The sequence below is a fragment of the Mammaliicoccus sp. JADD-157 genome (genome assembly GCF_049310805.1).
Taxonomy (GTDB): domain Bacteria; phylum Bacillota; class Bacilli; order Staphylococcales; family Staphylococcaceae; genus Mammaliicoccus; species Mammaliicoccus lentus.
Window position 1 is genome coordinate 1,012,304 of record NZ_JBMOVZ010000001.1, and the last position, 19,714, is coordinate 1,032,017.

General features: G+C 31.8%; 15 protein-coding genes. 12 read left to right on the plus strand and 3 right to left on the minus strand.

Going from position 1 to position 19,714, the window contains the following annotated elements; translation table 11 throughout:
• Positions 1 to 3: 3 nt before the first annotated feature.
• From ACO6VN_RS05085 to infB, 10 genes are all read left to right on the plus strand, one after another.
• Positions 4 to 786, plus strand: a complete 783-nt coding sequence (locus ACO6VN_RS05085; RefSeq protein WP_064204030.1) for a phosphatidate cytidylyltransferase — start codon at positions 4 to 6, stop codon at positions 784 to 786.
• A gap of 15 nt (positions 787 to 801) precedes the next feature.
• A complete protein-coding gene (gene dxr, locus ACO6VN_RS05090; RefSeq protein ID WP_216683850.1) occupies positions 802 to 1,932 on the plus strand; it encodes a 1-deoxy-D-xylulose-5-phosphate reductoisomerase in 1,131 nt (376 codons plus the stop codon).
• A 2-nt stretch (positions 1,933 to 1,934) separates the two neighbouring features.
• Positions 1,935 to 3,221: an RIP metalloprotease RseP gene (gene rseP, locus ACO6VN_RS05095; RefSeq protein WP_210618298.1), complete on the plus strand. Its 1,287-nt coding sequence runs from the start codon at positions 1,935 to 1,937 to the stop codon at positions 3,219 to 3,221.
• Between the two features lie 17 nt (positions 3,222 to 3,238).
• On the plus strand, positions 3,239 to 4,942 hold the full coding sequence (locus ACO6VN_RS05100) for a proline--tRNA ligase (protein WP_216683851.1): 1,704 nt from the start codon (positions 3,239 to 3,241) through the stop codon (positions 4,940 to 4,942).
• Positions 4,943 to 5,040: 98 nt separating this feature from the next.
• On the plus strand, positions 5,041 to 9,360 hold the full coding sequence (locus tag ACO6VN_RS05105; protein ID WP_422404299.1) for a PolC-type DNA polymerase III: 4,320 nt from the start codon (positions 5,041 to 5,043) through the stop codon (positions 9,358 to 9,360).
• A gap of 121 nt (positions 9,361 to 9,481) precedes the next feature.
• Positions 9,482 to 9,949 (plus strand): ribosome maturation factor RimP, encoded by a 468-nt coding sequence (rimP, locus tag ACO6VN_RS05110; RefSeq protein ID WP_016998619.1) that lies wholly within the window; start codon positions 9,482 to 9,484, stop codon positions 9,947 to 9,949.
• A gap of 18 nt (positions 9,950 to 9,967) precedes the next feature.
• Complete coding sequence (nusA, locus tag ACO6VN_RS05115) at positions 9,968 to 11,035, plus strand: transcription termination factor NusA (protein ID WP_016998620.1); 1,068 nt, start codon at positions 9,968 to 9,970, stop codon at positions 11,033 to 11,035.
• Positions 11,036 to 11,052: 17 nt separating this feature from the next.
• Positions 11,053 to 11,337, plus strand: coding sequence for an RNase P modulator RnpM (rnpM, locus tag ACO6VN_RS05120; protein ID WP_422404300.1), 285 nt, complete (start codon positions 11,053 to 11,055; stop codon positions 11,335 to 11,337).
• Positions 11,334 to 11,660, plus strand: coding sequence for a ribosomal L7Ae/L30e/S12e/Gadd45 family protein (locus ACO6VN_RS05125; RefSeq protein WP_016998622.1), 327 nt, complete (start codon positions 11,334 to 11,336; stop codon positions 11,658 to 11,660). Before rnpM ends, ACO6VN_RS05125 begins: the two co-directional genes overlap by 4 nt.
• A 4-nt stretch (positions 11,661 to 11,664) precedes the next feature.
• Positions 11,665 to 13,791: a translation initiation factor IF-2 gene (gene infB / locus ACO6VN_RS05130; RefSeq protein WP_194200803.1), complete on the plus strand. Its 2,127-nt coding sequence runs from the start codon at positions 11,665 to 11,667 to the stop codon at positions 13,789 to 13,791.
• 667 nt (positions 13,792 to 14,458) lie between these two features.
• Here infB and arsB read toward each other — a convergent pair.
• From arsB to ACO6VN_RS05145, 3 genes are all read right to left on the minus strand, one after another.
• Positions 14,459 to 15,748 carry an arsenite efflux transporter membrane subunit ArsB gene (arsB, locus tag ACO6VN_RS05135; RefSeq protein WP_422404301.1) on the minus strand — a complete coding sequence of 430 codons (1,290 nt, stop codon included), beginning with the start codon at positions 15,746 to 15,748 and terminating at the stop codon, positions 14,459 to 14,461.
• Complete coding sequence (locus ACO6VN_RS05140) at positions 15,745 to 16,065, minus strand: ArsR/SmtB family transcription factor (RefSeq protein ID WP_422404302.1); 321 nt, start codon at positions 16,063 to 16,065, stop codon at positions 15,745 to 15,747. Before ACO6VN_RS05140 ends, arsB begins: the two co-directional genes overlap by 4 nt.
• 198 nt (positions 16,066 to 16,263) lie before the next feature.
• The gene (locus ACO6VN_RS05145; RefSeq protein WP_016998626.1) at positions 16,264 to 16,407 is read right to left on the minus strand and encodes a putative metal homeostasis protein; all 144 of its coding nucleotides are present in this window, start codon (positions 16,405 to 16,407) and stop codon (positions 16,264 to 16,266) included.
• 334 nt (positions 16,408 to 16,741) lie between these two features.
• Here ACO6VN_RS05145 and ACO6VN_RS05150 point away from each other — a divergent pair, with 334 nt between their 5' ends.
• Positions 16,742 to 17,140 carry a hypothetical protein gene (locus ACO6VN_RS05150; protein ID WP_216683854.1) on the plus strand — a complete coding sequence of 133 codons (399 nt, stop codon included), beginning with the start codon at positions 16,742 to 16,744 and terminating at the stop codon, positions 17,138 to 17,140.
• 26 nt (positions 17,141 to 17,166) lie between these two features.
• Positions 17,167 to 19,698: a glycosyltransferase gene (locus ACO6VN_RS05155; RefSeq protein ID WP_422404303.1), complete on the plus strand. Its 2,532-nt coding sequence runs from the start codon at positions 17,167 to 17,169 to the stop codon at positions 19,696 to 19,698.
• Positions 19,699 to 19,714: the final 16 nt, after the last annotated feature.

The window sequence follows — 19,714 nt, forward strand, 5'->3', positions numbered from 1 at the left end:
AAAATGAAAACAAGAACAATATCCGCAATCGTTGCGTTGGCTGTATTTCTCCCAGTTGTAATTTATGGGGGAGTACCTGTCATAATACTCGCTTATTTACTTGCGTTAATTGCGCTCAAAGAAATACTAAATATGAATAATTTAACGATTATTTCAATACCGGGCTTTTTGTCGGTTGCTTCATTATGTATTATTTTATTACCGCAAGAGCTTATACAACATAATATAGAATTTCAACTACAATTGTTGATTATTATGAGCTTCTTGATGTTAAGCTACACTGTTATGTCTAAGAACAGGTTTAATTTTATGGACGCCGCTTTTTGTACGCTCTCAGTTGTTTATATAGGTATTGGCTTTATGTATTTTTATGAAACTAGAGAGCATGGTTTACACTTCATACTGTTCGCATTATTAGTCGTATGGTTAACAGATACAGGTGCATATATATTTGGCCGATTGTTTGGTAAACATAAATTATGGCCTCTTATAAGTCCAAATAAGACTATTGAAGGTTTTATTGGCGGTATTATTTCTAGCTTAATTGTTGCTGTTATTTTTGGACAATCTTTTGATATGCATGTATCATTATGGTTACTTATTCCATTAACGATGTTATTAAGCATGTTTGGACAATTAGGTGATTTAGTGGAATCAGGATTGAAGCGTCATTTTGGTGTGAAAGACTCAGGGAATGTTATGCCAGGACATGGTGGTATACTTGATAGGTTTGATAGCTTTATCTTTGTCTTACCTTTATTGAACTTATTCCTATTTCAAATGTAAGATGAGGTGAATCAAGTGAAAAACATTGCTATTTTAGGAGCAAGTGGCTCGATTGGTCAACAAGCGTTAGATGTTATAAGAGAGCATGCAACTGATTTTAATTTAGTTGCATTTTCTGTTGGAAAAAATATCGCGTACGCACAGAATATTATAAACGAGTTCAAACCTGATATCGTATCTGTACAATATGAAGAAGATATAGAAAAACTTAGCCATTTAGATGTAGAAATAGTATACGGTGATAAAGGGTTATTAGCAGTTTCAACATATCACAAAACAGATTTGTTATTGAATTCAATTCTAGGTAGTATAGGTTTAAAGCCGACAATGGCTGCTATTGAAGCTGGAATTGATATTGCTTTAGCTAATAAAGAAACTTTAGTAGTGGCTGGCGAACTTGTTATGAACAAAGCGAAAGAAAAAAACGTTAAAATATTGCCTGTCGATTCTGAGCATTCTGCTATATTCCAATGTTTACACGGTGAAAATAATCAAAATATTAATAAGCTTATCATTACAGCAAGTGGTGGTTCGTTTAGAGATTTAACTCGAGATGAGTTGAAAAATGTTACGTTAGAAGATGCTTTAAATCATCCTAATTGGTCTATGGGTCAAAAAATCACAATTGATTCAGCAACTATGATGAATAAAGGTCTGGAAGTCATTGAGGCTAAATGGTTATTTGATTTAAATATCGATCAAATAGAAACGCTCCTCCATAAAGAGAGTATTATACATTCTATGGTTGAATTTAATGATTCTAGTATCATAGCACAGCTTGGTACCCCTGATATGAGAACGCCTATCCAATATGCTTTTACATATCCAGAAAGAGCACCTAGAGACGCAGAGAGGCTTAATTTAGCACAAATAGGTCAACTAAATTTCAAAGAGATGGATTTTAATAGATTTAAATGTATTAAATTGGCTTATAAAGCACTTAGTATAGGTGGTACGATGCCAGTAGTGTTAAACGCTGTGAATGAAGTAGCAGTAGGGAAGTTTTTGAATAAGGAAATATCATTTTTAGATATAGAACGAATGATAGAGAAAGAAATGAAAGAGCATCAAGTAATAGCATCTCCAGATTTAGATACTATTTTAAAAATTGATGCAGCATATAAATCTAAGGATTACGGGGTGTAAGCGTGATTTATACAATATTAGCATTTATATTTGTATTTGGTCTCTTAGTTACAGTACATGAATATGGCCATATGTTTTTTGCTAAGCGAGCGGGCATTATGTGCCCTGAATTTGCTATAGGCATGGGCCCGAAAATATATTCTTATAAGAAAAATGAGACGTTGTATACGATTAGACTATTACCAGTTGGTGGTTATGTCAGAATGGCCGGTGATGGCTTAGAACAAAATCCACTAACACCTGGTATGCACATCGCAATTAAATTGAATGATCAAAATGAAATTACTCATGTTATTATGGACGACCAACATAAATTCCAACAAATTGAGCATATAGAAATTAAAGATAGCGATTTTGAAAAGGACATTTATATTGAAGGTATAACAGCAAGTGATGAAGAAAGACATCATTTTAAAATTGCGAGAGAAGCATATTTTGTTCAAAATGGTGATTTAATTCAAATAGCACCTAAAGATAGACAATTAATGAGTAAAAAGCCTTACCAAAGATTTTTAACATTGTTTGCAGGGCCATTATTCAACTTTATTTTAGCTCTAGTTATTTTTATAGGTTTAGCTTATTGGAGTGGCGTACCTACAAATGATCCTGTGTTTGGTGATTTAGAAAAAGGTGGTCCTGCACAAACAGCAGGTATTAAAAAGGGCGATGAAATAAAGACAGTTGATGGTAAGAAAATAGATAAGTTTACCGATATTCAACCAATATTTAAAGAAAAGAAAGAAAAACCAGTTGAAATAAAAGTAGATCGTGATGGTCAGGAAAAATCTTTTAAAGTTGCAGCTGAAAAACGAAAATTAGAAGTAGCGAAAGATGAGTACGAAACAAAATATATGATTGGTGTAGCGCAACCTACTGAACATACTGTATTTGGGCCACTATTAGCAGGTATTGAAAAAACTGTAGTAGCAGGTAAAGTTATTTTCTTAGCAGTAACTAATTTGATAGGCAGTATATTTACAGGTGACTTCTCGTTTGACATGTTGAATGGTCCAGTCGGAATATACAGTAATGTCGATACAGTTGTTAAACAAGGATTTGTTACATTAATGGGCTTTACAGCTTTACTAAGTGTTAACTTAGGTATAATGAATTTACTACCAATACCAGCTTTGGATGGTGGTAGATTGCTATTTGTTATATATGAAATGATATTTAGAAAGCCGATTAACAAGAAGGCCGAAATGGTAATGTTATCTATTGGGGCTGTATTTTTAATATTCGTGATGATTATGGTTACGTGGAATGACATTCAACGGTACTTCATGTAACGAACAGGAGGAAAAAAATGAAACAATCAAAAGTATTTATACCTACACTGAGAGAAGAACCAGCTGAAGCTGAATCAATCAGTCATAAATTTCTACTTAAATCTGGTATGATCAAACAAAATGCTAGAGGTATATATAGTTATTTACCTACTGCTAAACGTGTATTAAATAAAATTGAACGAATTGTTCGAGAAGAAATGGAAAGAATTGATGGCGTGGAAGTTCTAATGCCTGTACTTCAACCTTCAGAATTATGGGAAGAATCAGGTAGATGGGAAGCTTACGGTTCAGAATTAATGAGATTAAAAGACCGAAATAATCGTGATTTTGCTCTTGGACCAACACATGAGGAAATTATTACATCATTAGTACGTGATGAATTGAAATCATATAAACGTTTACCAATAACATTATTCCAAATTCAATCTAAGTTTAGAGATGAAAAACGCCCACGGTTCGGTTTATTACGTGGAAGAGAGTTTATCATGAAGGATGCGTATTCTTTCCATTCTGATGAAGAGTCATTAGATGAAACATATAACGATATGTATAATGCGTATCATAATATATTTACTAGAGTTGGGCTGAAATTCAGACCTGTATTAGCAGATTCCGGTGCAATTGGTGGCGATCATACACACGAATTTATGGCGTTAGCTGAAATTGGTGAAGATACAATCGTTTATAGTGATTCAACTGATTTTGCAGCAAATATTGAAAAAGCTGAAGTCGTGTATACACCAAACCCTGAACATACAGAAATTAAAGAATTAGAAAAAGTAGAAACACCTGATGTAAAAACTGCACAAGCGTTAGCAGATTTCTTAAATGTAACCTTAGATAGAATTATTAAATCTATGATTATTAAAGTTGATGACGAGTATGTCATGATATTAATTAGAGGTCATCATGAATTAAATGATGTTAAGTTAAAATCATTCTTTAAAACTGAAAATATTGAGTTAGCAACTGAAACAGAAATAGAAAATATTATGGGAGCAAAACCAGGTAGTTTAGGCCCAGTTAATGTTGATAAAATAAAAATTTATGCTGACCAATTTATACAAGATATTAATAACCTTGCAGTAGGTGCTAACGAAGATAGCTATCATTATTTAAATGCTAACGTTGATAGAGACTTTAAAGTTGAAGCATATGGTGACTTTAGATTTATACTTGAAGGTGAAGCTTTGCCTAATAACTTAGGGAATGCAAAATTCGCTGAAGGTATAGAGGTTGGACAAGTGTTTAAACTTGGTACAAAATATTCAGAAAGCATGAATGCTACATTCCTTAACGAGCAAGGAAGAGCACAACCATTAATTATGGGTTGCTACGGAGTAGGTATTTCTAGAACTTTATCAGCAGTTATAGAACAACATCATGATGATAATGGTATTATATGGCCAAAAGCAATTTCACCATATGATTTACATTTAATCGCAATTAATCCTAAACAGGAAGCACAAAAAGAACTTTCAGATCAAATATATGAACAATTAAGAAAGAAATTTGATGTTTTATATGACGACCGTAAAGAACGTGCTGGCGTTAAATTTAACGACGCTGATTTAATTGGATTACCTGTTCGTATTATGGTTGGTAAAAAAGCTTCTGAAGGTATAGTAGAAGTGAAACGCCGTGATAATACGGAAAGCCAAGAAGTACATGTTGATGAAATTGAAGAAGTAATCAAAGCATATTACGATGCAGTGAAATAAACTGATAAGAAGTATAAAATCTGATATAATATAAGATATTTAAAGAGGCTAATATGAAAAATAGCCTCTTTTTCATTTTGATGAAGGTGGTCGTGCAATTGTCAATGACAGGAAAAGAAAAATTCCAAACGTTACTCACACAATTGAACATAACAGATGAACTTGATAAAGAAATAGTTGGACAAGGTGAATTAACACGTATAAATGTCTCTCAATCTAAAAGATTATGGCATTTTTATATAAAGTTACCATACTATTTATCAAGTGAAATGTATCTAGTTTTTACAAATCAACTGCAAAGTGTATTTCAAAGCATTGCACAAGTTGATTGGACAATTGAAGTGGAAAATAAGGAACAAATAGATGAGCATATCTTAAAATATATGCCACATTGTATAGATGGTACGGGTATTAGTGATAAAGTTAAACATCAGTTAAAACAAAAGCCTATTATTTTCTCTGATGATGTAGTTAAAGTGCAAGTGAATAATGATGTTGAACGTGATTATTTTGAAAAAAGAGTGAATGGCTCTTTAGTTCAAGCACTGAAGAAATGCGGATTTAACATCAGTCGTGTTGTATTTGAAACGATGGATAATGAAGAACAAATGAGAAGAGAGTTGGAATCATTTGAAGCTCATATTCAACAAGAAGATGAAGAAGCAGCACGCATTGCATCTGAGAAAATGGAAAGAATGAAGAAAGAGAAAGCCGAAACTGGCGGGGATGAAAATGCTGTTGCTAGATGTCAAATAGGTAAAGATATTACTGTAGATAGCATTAGAAAAATTGAAGATATTATTGAAGAAGAATTTAAAGTTGCACTAGAAGGTGTGATTTTTGATATAGAAATGAAAGAGTTGAAGAGTGGTAGACATATTGTAACGTTAAAAATTACAGACTACACAGATTCACTTATATTAAAAATGTTTACGCGCAAAGGTAAAGATGATTTAGAGCACTTCAAAGCGTTAAAAATAGGTACTTGGGTTCGTGCTCAAGGTAGAATTGAACAAGATCAATTTATTAGAGATCTTGTTATGATGATGACAGATATACATGAAATTAAAAAAGCACCTAAACTTGATAAAGCACCAGATAAGCGTGTTGAGCTACATTTACATACATCAATGAGTCAAATGGATGGTATCACTCATATCGGTAAATACGTAGAACAAGCTGCTAAATGGGGTCATAAAGCAATCGCAATAACTGATCACAACGGTGTACAAGGATACCCAGATGCCCACGCAGCTGCGTTGAAAAATGATATAAAAATGATTTATGGCATGGAAGGTATGCTTGTCGATGACGGTGTGCCAATTGCATATAAAGCACAAGATATTCCTTTAAAGACAGCTACTTATATAGTATTTGACGTTGAGACTACGGGTTTATCCAGTCAATATGATCAAATTATTGAGTTAGCAGCCGTTAAAGTGAGAAATGGTGAAGTAATAGACACATTTGAACGATTTTCAGATCCTGGTGAACGTTTATCAGAAACGATTAAAAACTTAACTGGAATTACAGATGAAATGCTTCAAGGACAACCGGATATAGAGACAGTTCTGAAAGATTTCCACGAATTTGTTGGGGATGCAATTTATATCGCACATAACGCTTCGTTTGATATGGGCTTTATTGATACAGGTTTTGAAAAAATAGGTCTTGGTGCAACTAAAAATGCTGTTATCGATACATTAGAATTATCAAGAACTGTGAATACAGAGTATGGTAAACACGGGTTGAACTTCTTAGCTAAAAAGTATGGCGTCGAGTTAACTCAACACCATAGAGCTATTTACGATGCTGAAACAACAGCACATATTTTTATAAAAATGTTAAAACAGCTCGAAGAGTTAGAGGTATATAATCATAATGAAATTAATGACAGACTTTCTAATGACGAAGCGTATAAGAGAGCTAGACCATCTCATGTTACGTTAATCGTCCAAAACCAAGTAGGCCTTAAAAACTTATTCAAAATTGTAAGTGCTTCGTTAGTAGACTATTTTTATCGTACACCGCGAATACCGCGTTCATTATTAAATGAGCACCGAGAAGGTATACTTGTTGGAAGTGCGTGTGACGAAGGTGAAGTATTTACAACAGTTATGCAAAAAGACCAAAATGCAGTTGAAAAAGTAGCCCAATATTATGATTATATTGAAGTTCAACCTAAAAGCCTTTACCAAGGTTTATTAGATAGAGAGCTTATAAAAGATAACGAAACAATGGAAGAAATTTATCATAGAATATTAAGTGTTGGCGAAAAATTAAACATTCCAGTTATTGCTACAGGAAATGCGCATTATTTATATGAACAAGATGCAATAGCTCGAAAAATACTTATCGCCTCACAGCCAGGTAATCCATTAAATCGTCAAACTTTACCTAAAGCACACTTTAGAACAACAGATGAAATGCTAGATGAGTTCCATTTCTTAGGTGAAGAGAAAGCTTATGAAATTGTCGTTAAGAATAGTAATGACTTAGCTGATCGTTTAGAAACTGTTGTACCAATTAAAGATGAGTTATATACACCGAATATGGAAGGTGCTAACGAAGAAATTCGAGAAATGAGTTACAATAATGCAAGAGCTTTATACGGAGAAGATTTACCACAAATCGTAATAGACCGTTTAGAGAAAGAACTTGAAAGTATTATTGGTAACGGATTTGCTGTTATTTATTTAATATCGCAAAGATTGGTTAAGAAGTCATTAAACGATGGATACTTAGTAGGGTCACGTGGTTCAGTCGGATCTAGCTTTGTAGCTACTATGACTGAAATTACAGAAGTTAACCCATTGCCACCACATTATATATGCCCTAAATGTAAAGAAAGTCACTTCTTTGATGATGGTTCTGTAGGTTCAGGATTCGACTTACCAGATAAAAAATGTGAAAAATGCGATGTCGAAATGATTAAAGAAGGACAAGATATTCCTTTCGAAACATTCTTAGGTTTCAAAGGAGACAAAGTACCTGATATTGACTTAAACTTTAGTGGTGAATATCAGCCTGAAGCACATAATTATACTAAAGAGTTATTTGGTGAAGATAAAGTATTTAGAGCCGGTACAATTGGTACAGTTGCCGAAAAGACTGCTTTCGGATATGTAAAAGGTTATTTAAACGACCAAGGTATTCATAAAAGAGGGGCAGAGGTTGACCGTTTAGTTAAAGGTTGTACAGGTGTTAAGAGAACAACTGGTCAGCACCCAGGAGGTATTATTGTAGTACCTGACTATATGGATATATATGATTTTACACCGATACAATATCCAGCCGATGATCAAAAATCAGCGTGGAAAACAACACACTTTGACTTCCATTCTATTCACGATAATATTCTTAAATTGGATATACTTGGACACGATGATCCAACAATGATTAGAATGTTACAAGACTTATCTGGGATAGATCCTAAGACCATTCCAGTAGATGATAAAGAAACAATGAGAATTTTCAGTACGCCTGAATCATTAGGTGTAACTGAAGAAGATATTTTATGTAAAACTGGAACATTTGGCGTACCTGAATTTGGTACAGGCTTTGTTAGACAAATGCTAGAAGATACAAAACCAACGACATTCTCTGAACTTGTACAAATATCAGGATTATCTCACGGTACGGACGTTTGGTTAGGTAACGCACAAGATTTAATTAAAGCTGGTACTTGTGATTTATCAAGTGTTATCGGTTGTCGTGACGATATTATGGTTTATTTAATGTATAATGGGCTAGAACCGTCGCTTGCCTTTAAAATAATGGAGGCAGTGCGTAAAGGTAAAGGGTTAACAGACGAATTCGAAGAAGCTATGAAAGAAAATAATGTGCCTGATTGGTATTTAGACTCATGTAAAAAAATTAAGTACATGTTCCCTAAAGCCCACGCTGCTGCATATGTATTAATGGCTTTAAGAATTGCATACTTTAAAGTGCATTACCCACTTTATTATTACGCTAGTTACTTTACTGTACGTGCAACAGATTTTGATTTAAAAACTATGACTAGAGATAAAGAGTCAATTAAAACAGTAATAAAAGAATACTATAGCCGATTCCATGAATTAGCTAAAAAAGAAAAAGATGTATTGACTGTATTAGAAATCGCAAATGAAATGGCACACCGTGGATTTAGAATACAACCAGTTAGCTTGGAGAAAAGTGATGCATTTGAATTTAAGATTGAAGGAGATACTTTAATTCCTCCATTCATCGCTGTTCCAGGTCTAGGTGAAAACGTTGCGAAAAGAATCGTCGAAACAAGAGAAGAAGGACCGTTTTTAGCAAAAGAAGATTTAAATAAAAAAGCGGGTGTTTCTCAGAAAGTTATTGAGTATTTAGATGAGTTAGGTTCACTGCCAAATATGCCTGATAAAGCTCAGCTTTCTATTTTTGATTTGTAACGTATATCCTTGAGCATGCCTGATTTATGTGATATACTATTATTGCTTAAAATAATACTCTGACGTTAAAAGAGTGGGATCTTTCCCGCTCTTTTCTGTTTGTATTAAGAGGGAGGTCATTATGAGTAAAGTTGCAGCACAAGTTGAGGAAATTATTCAACCAATACTCGAAACGTTAAATTATGAATTAGTAGATGTAGAATACGTTAAAGAAGGGCAAGATTACTATCTACGTATTGCAATTGATAAAGACGGTGGCGTTGATTTAAACGATTGCACAATTGCCTCTGAAAAGATAAGTGAAGTTATGGATAAAGAAGACCCTATTAAAGAGCCGTATTTTATGGATGTATCTTCTCCAGGTGCGGAACGTCCGTTGAAAAAAGAAAAAGACTATCAAAATGCAATTGAGCAACCTGTATTTATCTCTTTATACGAACATGTTGAAGGAGATAAAGAATGGTTAGGCGTTTTAAAAGAAGTAACTGAAGAAACGATAACACTTGAAGTGAAAATTAAAACAAGAACTAAAAATGTCACGTTGCCTCGCAAAAAAATTGCAAAAGCACGTCGATCCGTAATGTTATAATATAAAGGAGGATACATTGTGAAAAGTAATGAATTATTACTTGCAATTGAATACCTTGAAAAGGAAAAAAGAATACCACGAGAGGTATTAATTGATGCAATAGAAGCGGCTTTAATTACAGCTTATAAGAAAAATTACGATAGTGCCAAAAATGTTAGAATTGAATTAAATTTAGACGAAGGTACTTACAAAGTAATTTCTAGGAAAGATGTTGTTGAAGACGTTGAAGACTATAAAGGTCAAGTAGCTTTAGACACAGCTTTATTATCTAACCCAGCATATGAAATTGGAGATGTATACGAAGAAGACGTTACACCTAGAGATTTCGGTCGTGTCGGTGCACAAGCAGCAAAACAAGCTGTTATGCAACGTTTAAGAGATGCTGAAAGAGGAATCCTTTATGATGAATTTATCGATAAAGAAGATGATATTGTAACAGGTGTAATTGACCGTGTAGATCACCGTTATGTTTATGTTAATTTAGGTCGTACAGAAGCTGTACTTTCAGAAGCTGAAAGAAGCCCTAATGAACAATATTTACCGAACGAACGCATAAAAGTTTATGTAAACAAAGTTGAACAAACTACTAAAGGACCACAAATTTTTGTATCACGCACTCATCCAGGGCTTTTAAAACGTCTATTTGAACAAGAAGTACCAGAAATATATGATGGTACTGTTATTGTTAAATCAGTAGCAAGAGAAGCTGGTGACCGTTCTAAAATCAGTGTAACATCAGATAATGGTGATATTGATGCTGTTGGTGCATGTGTTGGTGCTAAAGGTGTTCGTGTTGAAGCTGTAGTTAATGAATTAGGTGGAGAAAAAATTGATATTGTAGAATGGGACGAAGATCCAAGAGTGTTCGTAAGAAATGCTTTAAGTCCTTCTCAAGTTGTCGAAGTTTTAGTTGATGAAGAAAACCAATCTACAACAGTTGTTGTACCAGATTATCAATTATCTTTAGCTATTGGTAAAAGAGGGCAAAACGCACGTCTTGCTGCTAAATTAACTGGTTGGAAAATTGATATAAAATCAGAATCAGACGCGAGAGAAGCTGGAATTATTTCAACTGAAGAATCATAAAGTGAGGTGATTTTGTCATGAAAAAGAAAAAAATACCAATGCGCAAATGTATACTTTCAAATGAAATGAAACCTAAAAATGATATGATTCGTGTAGTAAAGAATAAAGAAGGCGAAATCAAAGCTGACGCTACAGGTAAAGCACCTGGACGTGGCGCATATGTTTCAAAAGATTTAGGAATCGTAGAAAAAGCACAAGAACAAGGTAAGTTGGAACGCTATTTTGATAGCAATAAATCAGCACTTGAACCTGTGTATAAAGAAATCATTCGATTAATCTATCGAGAGCGTATACCTAAATGAATATAAGTAAAAAAGATCAAATTTTAAACCTTCTTGGACTAGCAACAAGAGCTAGAAAAATTAAGACTGGTGAAGAAATTGTTATAAGCGAAATAAGACGAGGGAATGTAAAACTTGTCATACTTTCAGAAGATGCTGCAGCAAACGTTACAAAAAATATAAAAAATAAATGTGCAACTTATCATGTAACACTTTTAACATTTGCTACACGCTTTGAATTAGGCTACGCAATTGGAAAAGAAAGCAGAGTGGTGTTGGGCATAACTGACATTGGATTTAGCAAGAAGCTAAAAACGATGATTCATGATTTTCATGAGGAGTGAGTATATGAGTAAAAAAAGAATATATGAGTATGCAAAAGAAGTTAACTTAAAGAGTAAAGATATTATAGATGAATTAAAGAAAAACGGTGTAGAAGTATCAAATCACATGCAAGCACTAGAGGAGAACGACATTAAAACATTAAATAAAGCGTTTAAAAAACAAGAGGCAACTAAGCCAGAAACAGCTAAAAAAGAACAAACAAGTACTCACGCAACTTCAAGTTCAAATAAACCAAACAATAATCAATCAAATCAAAACAACAAGAACAATAAAAATAACAACAAGACAAAAAATAAAAAACAACAAAAGAAAAATCAAAAGAATAATAAACAAAGTAACCAACAACAGCCTAAAGAAGTTGTACAAGAAACACCTTCATTAATTACTTATGAAGAAGGTATCACAGTTGGTGAACTATCTGAAAAAATTAATAAAGATGCTTCAGAAATTATTAAAAAATTATTCTTACTTGGTATTGTTGCGAACATTAACCAAGCATTAGACACTGAAACTGTAGAATTGATTTGTGCGGACTATGATATTGAAGCTGAATTAGAAGTCCATGTTGATGCAACAGATTTAGAAAATTATTTCGAAGATGAAGAAGCTGATGATGCTCGACTAGTAGAACGTCCAGCAGTTGTAACAATTATGGGACACGTTGACCACGGTAAAACAACATTACTAGATTCAATTCGTCACACTCGTGTTACAGCTGGTGAAGCGGGCGGTATTACTCAACATATCGGTGCTTACCAAATCGAAAACAACGACAAAAAAATCACATTCTTAGATACACCAGGACATGCTGCGTTTACAACTATGCGTGCACGTGGTGCCCAAGTAACTGATATTACTGTATTAGTAGTAGCAGCTGATGATGGTGTAATGCCTCAAACTATTGAAGCGATTAACCATGCTAAAGCAGCAGAAGTACCTATTATTGTTGCAGTAAACAAAGTTGATAAACCAACAGCAAACCCAGACAGAGTAAAACAAGAACTTGGTGAGCATGGATTATTCCCTGAAGACTGGGGTGGCGATACAATATTCGTTCACTTATCTGCTATACAACGTGAAGGAATAGACGAATTGTTAGAAATGATTGGTCTAGTTTCTGAAATTGAAGAATTAAAAGCTAATCCTGACCGTGCAGCAGTTGGTACTGTAATCGAAGCAGAATTAGATAAATCTCGCGGACCTGCCGCTTCTTTATTAGTACAAAATGGTACATTAGAAGTTGGAGATTCACTTGTAGTTGGTAACACATATGGACGTGTACGTGCTATGGTGAGTGACTTAGGTAAGCGTATCAAAACAGCTGGTCCATCTACACCCGTTGAAATTACAGGTTTACATGATGTACCACAAGCTGGAGATAGATTTGTAGTATTCAAAAACGAAAAACAAGCTCGTCAAATTGGTGAAAAACGTCAACAAGAAAATATCTTGAAACAACGTCAAGATAGTAAGAGTGTTTCTTTAGATAACTTGTTCGAACAAATGAAACAAGGTGAAATGAAAGACTTAAATATTATTATTAAAGGTGATGTACAAGGTTCAGTAGAAGCTTTAGCAGCATCATTAATGAAAATTGACGTTGACGGTGTAAACGTACGTATTATTCATACAGCAGTAGGTGCAATTAATGCATCTGACGTTACATTGGCAGCAGCATCAAATGGTATTATTATTGGATTTAATGTAAGACCAGATGCAGGCGCTAAACGTGCAGCAGAAGAAGAAAACGTAGATATGAGATTACACCGCATTATCTATAAAGTAATCGAAGAAATCGAATCAGCTATGAAAGGATTATTAGATCCTGAATACGAAGAACAAGTAATTGGACAAGCTGAAGTACGTCAAACGTTCAAAGTATCAAAAGTTGGTACGATTGCAGGTAGTTACGTAACAGATGGTAAAATTAGTAGAGATGCAAGCGTACGTATCATTCGTGACGGAATCGTAATCTTTGAAGGTGAATTAGATACATTAAAACGTTACAAAGATGACGCTAAAGAAGTTGCGACTGGATATGAATGTGGTATCACTATTGAAAAATTCAATGACATTAAAGAAGGCGACATTTTTGAAGCGTTCAAGATGGTTGAAATCGAAAGAAAATAATAAATATAAAAGCAGTGAAGAATCTATCTTTATAGATTCTTCACTGCTTTTTTTAGTTAAAAATGAGATGTAATTTTATATAATCTTCGATTTTGTTCGTGCATGCTTGCCTAGGGTATGGTTCGAGCCTGTAGTCTCTCACACATACTATTCCCTCGGGCGTCAGCACTTTACAAAATCGTGAATTAGGAATTGCCTTAATAGAAATAAATATAAGAAAAAGAGCTAGGGGAATAAAACCTTAGCTCGTTTTGGATGAGATTGATCAAAAAGCAAGAGTTGATATTTTAGTTGGATTAACCATTACGTAAATCCAAGTACACGCGCTCTTATTGTATTTACTAAGACAATAATCCAACTAAACACTCCTTTATTGGATTTATTAAGACAATAATCCAAGTAACCACACTCTTATTGTATTTACTAAGACAATAATCCAAGTAACCACGCTCTTATTGGATTTATTAAGACAATAATCCAAGTAACCACACTCTAATTGGATTTACTAAGACAATAATCCAAGCAACCACACTCTTATTGGATTTATTAAGACAAAAATCCAAGTAACCACACCTTTATTGGATTTACTAAGACAAAAATCCAAGTAACCACATCTTTATTGGATTTTTAGGAGATTTATATCTCAGATCCCTCTAAATTATAAACTTTAAAAAATAAGCATTGTAATATACAGTCCTAATAAAGTAATGAATAGCACAGGGATGGTAATGATAATACCTGTTTTAAAGTATGTTCCCCATTTTATTTTGACACCTTTTTGTGTTAATACGTGTAACCATAATAATGTTGCCAATGAACCAATTGGTGTTATTTTTGGTCCTAAGTCGGAACCTATAACGTTTGCGTATACCATGCTTTCTTTAATTAAGCCTATTGTATTTGATTGATCAATTGCTATAGCATCTATTAAAACTGTTGGCATATTATTCATGACAGAAGAAAGAAATGCTGCGATAAAGCCCATTCCCATAACACTACTAAATAAGCCATAACCGGCAATATAGTTTAATATGTCAGCCAGTATTGTAGTAATACCTACATTTTTTAATCCAAAGACTACTAAGTACATACCAATAGAAAAAATAACAATGTTCCATGGTGCACCTTTAATAACTGCTTTAGTATTAACAGCAGGAGATCTTCTTGCAAGAATCAAGAATATTATAGCTATTATACCCGCTATAATTGAAACAGGTATATTGATAAATTCACTCACTAAATATCCAGCTAAAAGTACAATTAATACAATCCAAGAAATATTAAATAATTTTTTATCTTTAATCGCTTCATGTGGTGCTTTTATATGAGTAGCATCAAATATTTTAGGTATAGACGTTCTAAAATATAACCACAATACAACTATACTAGCGATTAAAGAAAAGATATTAGGGATAATCATTCGACCTAAATATTCTAAGAAACTTATGTTGAAGTAATCAGCAGATACGATATTCACTAAGTTACTTACGATTAAAGGTAAAGAAGTTGTATCTGCTATAAATCCACTCGCTATAATAAATGGAAATATAACTTTCTTATCGAACCCTAAATGTCGAACCATAGCTAAGACGATAGGTGTTAAAATTAACGCGGCTCCATCGTTTGCGAAAAATGCAGCTACAATTGAGCCGAGTAGCATAATGTATATAAACATTTTAATACCATTGCCTTTTGATGCTTTAACCATATGTATAGCAGACCATTCAAAGAAACCAATTTCATCTAGAATAAGAGAAATTAAAATAACTGCTACAAATGTTAAAGTAGCATTCCAAACAATACCCGTAACTTCAAAGACATCAGAAAAACTGACAACCCCAGTTATGATAGCTACAATAGCACCAACTAAAGCAGTAATACCAATATCTAGTCCTTTAGGTTGCCAAATTACAAAAATTAAAGTAATAAGAAAAATGGCGATTGCAAGTATAGTCATGAGTTACATTCACCTTTCTTCATATCCTTACAAATACATTGATAATTAGATGTATGAATAAGCTCAATATTAGAGTTAATTTCTGTTAACAATTCATCATTTAATTTATAAAACCGCTTATTACCATCTTTTCTAGTAAAAACTAGATTCTGATCCACTAAAGATTTCATATGATGACTGAGCGTAGGCTGAGAAAATTCAAAATGTTCCAGAATGTCACAAGCACAAAGCTCACCACAAGATAATAAATCGATAATTTCTAATCTACTAGGATCAGCTAAAACTTTTAATAATGATGCTATTTCTTTATAAGACATATTAAATCCTCCTTCTTAACATTATATAGAATATCATCTATATAGATACATGTATATATTAAGTGGAAGAAAATTTAAAAATAATAAAAGCCAACCATTAAATACATAATGATTGGCTTTTGTTATTTTGGTTTTTGGCTTTAGGACATTTATGACTTAATTCATTGAAATTAGATCGTGATTAAATTTATACGTAAATTATGAAGCGGCATTATTTTGAATGTTTTTGATTCTAGCAGCGCGTTTGAAGTTTTTTATTATTTTCAACGCTCTTTTACGCGTCTTGATGTTTGGACTTCTCAAATTACGACGAGCTGTTTGTATGTCTGTTTTTTCTGCCATATCGAATCCTCCTTTTATTAAAACGTAATTATTACGATTTAATTTTATATCTTTTTCTTTTATTTTGCAATACTTATTTCTAATTATATTGAAAATGAAATGATAATGACTATATTACTATTTTTGGAAAAGTATAAATTGAATTTACATTATTAACATATACTTAATAAAGTTATGATAATCTTTGATAAATGGTTATAAATAGATTTGATGATATAAAGGGGATTTATTATGGAGATTAATTTGAATATATCATAAATAAACTTAGATATATTAGAGTTGATTAAAAGATATTGGATATGAGTTAATAAAAATAAAAAGAGGGGATTACACAATGACTAATTTAGAATTATCTTTAATAGATTACAAAATAGAAAAGATAACAATTAATACTTTAGAAGATTTGAATATTTTGAGGAATATTCATGAAGAAATTGACATGATTGACTGTACAGTACTTTGTTATGACGTTAATTTACAAAGTATAATTGATATACTCTCACGATACAGTAATAAACATTTTAAAATAAAAATTCTTATAAATGTTTATGAAAACATACATATAAATGAACTTTCAGTTGATGGATTTTTAATTAAAAATATACAAATTGAAGGTCGTTACCTAATATTTAATTTGTATTCTACCGAACTATTAAATGTACAAAAATCCACTAATCAACGAATTTTAGAAAGAATACCTCACATGATAAGTAGAAAAACTAAATTTCGTTAAATTTTAAATAGAAAGTTGGTTAAGTGATGAATGAAACAATAAAATTTGATAAAGGTATTTCTATTATTATTCCGATTCACGAAGGCATGACTTATATAGAGGGGTTAATAAAAAACTTAAATAATTTAATTGTAAAAGAAGCAAAATTCGAAGTGATTTTTGTATTAAATGGTGTATTTGAAGAAACTTATCAATATTTAATTCATCATGTTGATCATATGAATTTTAAACATTTAATTTTAATCAGTGATGAAACGGGTACTTCTAAAGCAAGAAATTTAGGGATGCAATACGTAAAATATTCACATACAACTTTTCTCGACGTTGATGACTTTATTTCTTCGAATTATATAGAAGAAAGTTTTCAATTACTTAAAGAAGATACAATTTTAGTAACTCAAATTCATGATATGTTAAATGATGGATCGATTGTTAAAAATAATCCAGTGAACTTACCTTTAATAAAGTACAAAGAAACAGGTTATAGTTTATTCAATATACACGCTATTTTAGGCATTACAACTTGTAAGTTTATACCTAGTCATTACTTAGAGGCAGTATATTTTAATCCTGCTTTGTTAAGTGGTGAAGACACTGTTTTCTATTGTTATTTATATGCAAAATTCAATCCGAAAATAGAAGTTATCAATCTGGATAAAGAAGTCGTATATTATCGTCTACTGAATGAAAATTCAGTTTCAAGAGGCAAATTTTCTTATGATTTTAATATTGCTCAAAGGTTAGATGTATTAGATACTTTGGATAAATTATTAGAAAGTAATTTACATTCTAGAGTTAAGAAATTTATTTCAACAAAATATAATGCGCAAACAGGGTTTATTTCTAAATTTTTAAAAGTATATCCTGAATATAAGAACGAAGTTGTAAACTTATTGAATATGAAAAATTATAATCATTTGAATGAATATTTTGTAAATATAGGTATGGCAAAAGAATTAGTGATAGCATATTGTTTCCCACCATTCATAGATAATAGTGGTATTTTAATGGCAAAAAGGATTTCTAACAACGATAAAATTGTAGATATATTCAGCAATGATATGACATCAAAAAGAGAAAAAGATTTTAAGCTAAAAAGTATATGTATTGATAAAATAGACCAACATAAAGTTTCAAAAAGCTCAGTTAGTTTTTCTGATTTTGGACTGATCTCACAATTTATAGATGAAGCTTTTAGTTTTTATTTAAATAATAAAGAAAAATATGAAACTCTGTACAGTAGCGTGTTATTTCCAACTTCATATTTTTCATCGTTATTTATTAAATTAAACAATCCTAATATTAAATGGGTTGCTGAATTTTCAGATCCTTTATTATATGATATTAAATCAAAAGAAAGATATAGTTCTATAGAAGTATATAATATGCTTTTAGAATCTTTAAAGATAGAAGAAGATTTCCAACCATTTTTGCCATATGTCGACGAGAGTTTATTTAATTTAGCAGAGCTTATTGGTTTTGCTTTTGCAGACGAATTATTATTTACAAACGAATATCAACTTGAATATATGGCGAGCCGTTTTTCTAATAACCTTCAAAATTTTATTAAAAGCAAAAGTAAAATAGACAGGTATCCTATACCTAATCATGATTTATATTATAAAGCCGATCACTATTATCCGATGAATGAAAAAGCTGTACAAATAGGTTATTTTGGGAATTTTTACGAGACGAGAATTTTGAATTTATTTTTAGACATGGTAGATGAATTATTAAGCCAAACTGACTTAATAATTCAATTTCATATATTTACGAACATTAAGCACCTTAGCCATGACGAATTAGAACGTATCAATGACTATTCAAATGTTTATTTAAATGATACTGTGTCGTATTTAGATTGTCTTAACTTAACAACTAAAATGGATATATTAATAATATTAGATGCAAAATCAAAAGAATATAAAAACACGCACCCATATTTACCATCGAAATTAAGTGATTATTTAGGGGCTAATAAAGCCATTTTGGCAATAGTAGAAGAAAATAGTATATTATCTCAGCAAAATCACAATAATTTATACAAAATAAATTATTCAGATATATATGATGAAAAGTTAAAAAATGTATTCCAATCTATAACAAAAAATCTAAATAAAAAAACAGAAACAATAGACAAATTAAATCAAAATATAACTATAGAGGTAGGCGAATTAAATTTAATTTATTCACTTGATTTAGAGGTATCAAGAAAAAAATCACAATATATATTTAAACCGAAATTACCAATAACGTCTCATAAGAACTTTAGCTTAAAACTTGAAAACACTACAAATTCAGTTAAATATTTTAAAATAAAAACATTATATAAAGACCCACAATCGCTATTGAATGTTATTAGCAATGTTAAAAAATATAATGAGATAAGTATTAATAGCTTTAATGAAGAAGAAACAATTGAAATACATCCTAACGAAACTATTTCTTTTGAGTTAAAATATAATAAAGATTATGATAAAGATTCCTTTAAAAAAGCAGGAACAGTAATCATAAAAACACTACAAAATCAAAATTATAGTAGCATAGAAGTTTTCTGAATAGTAAAATAAGAAT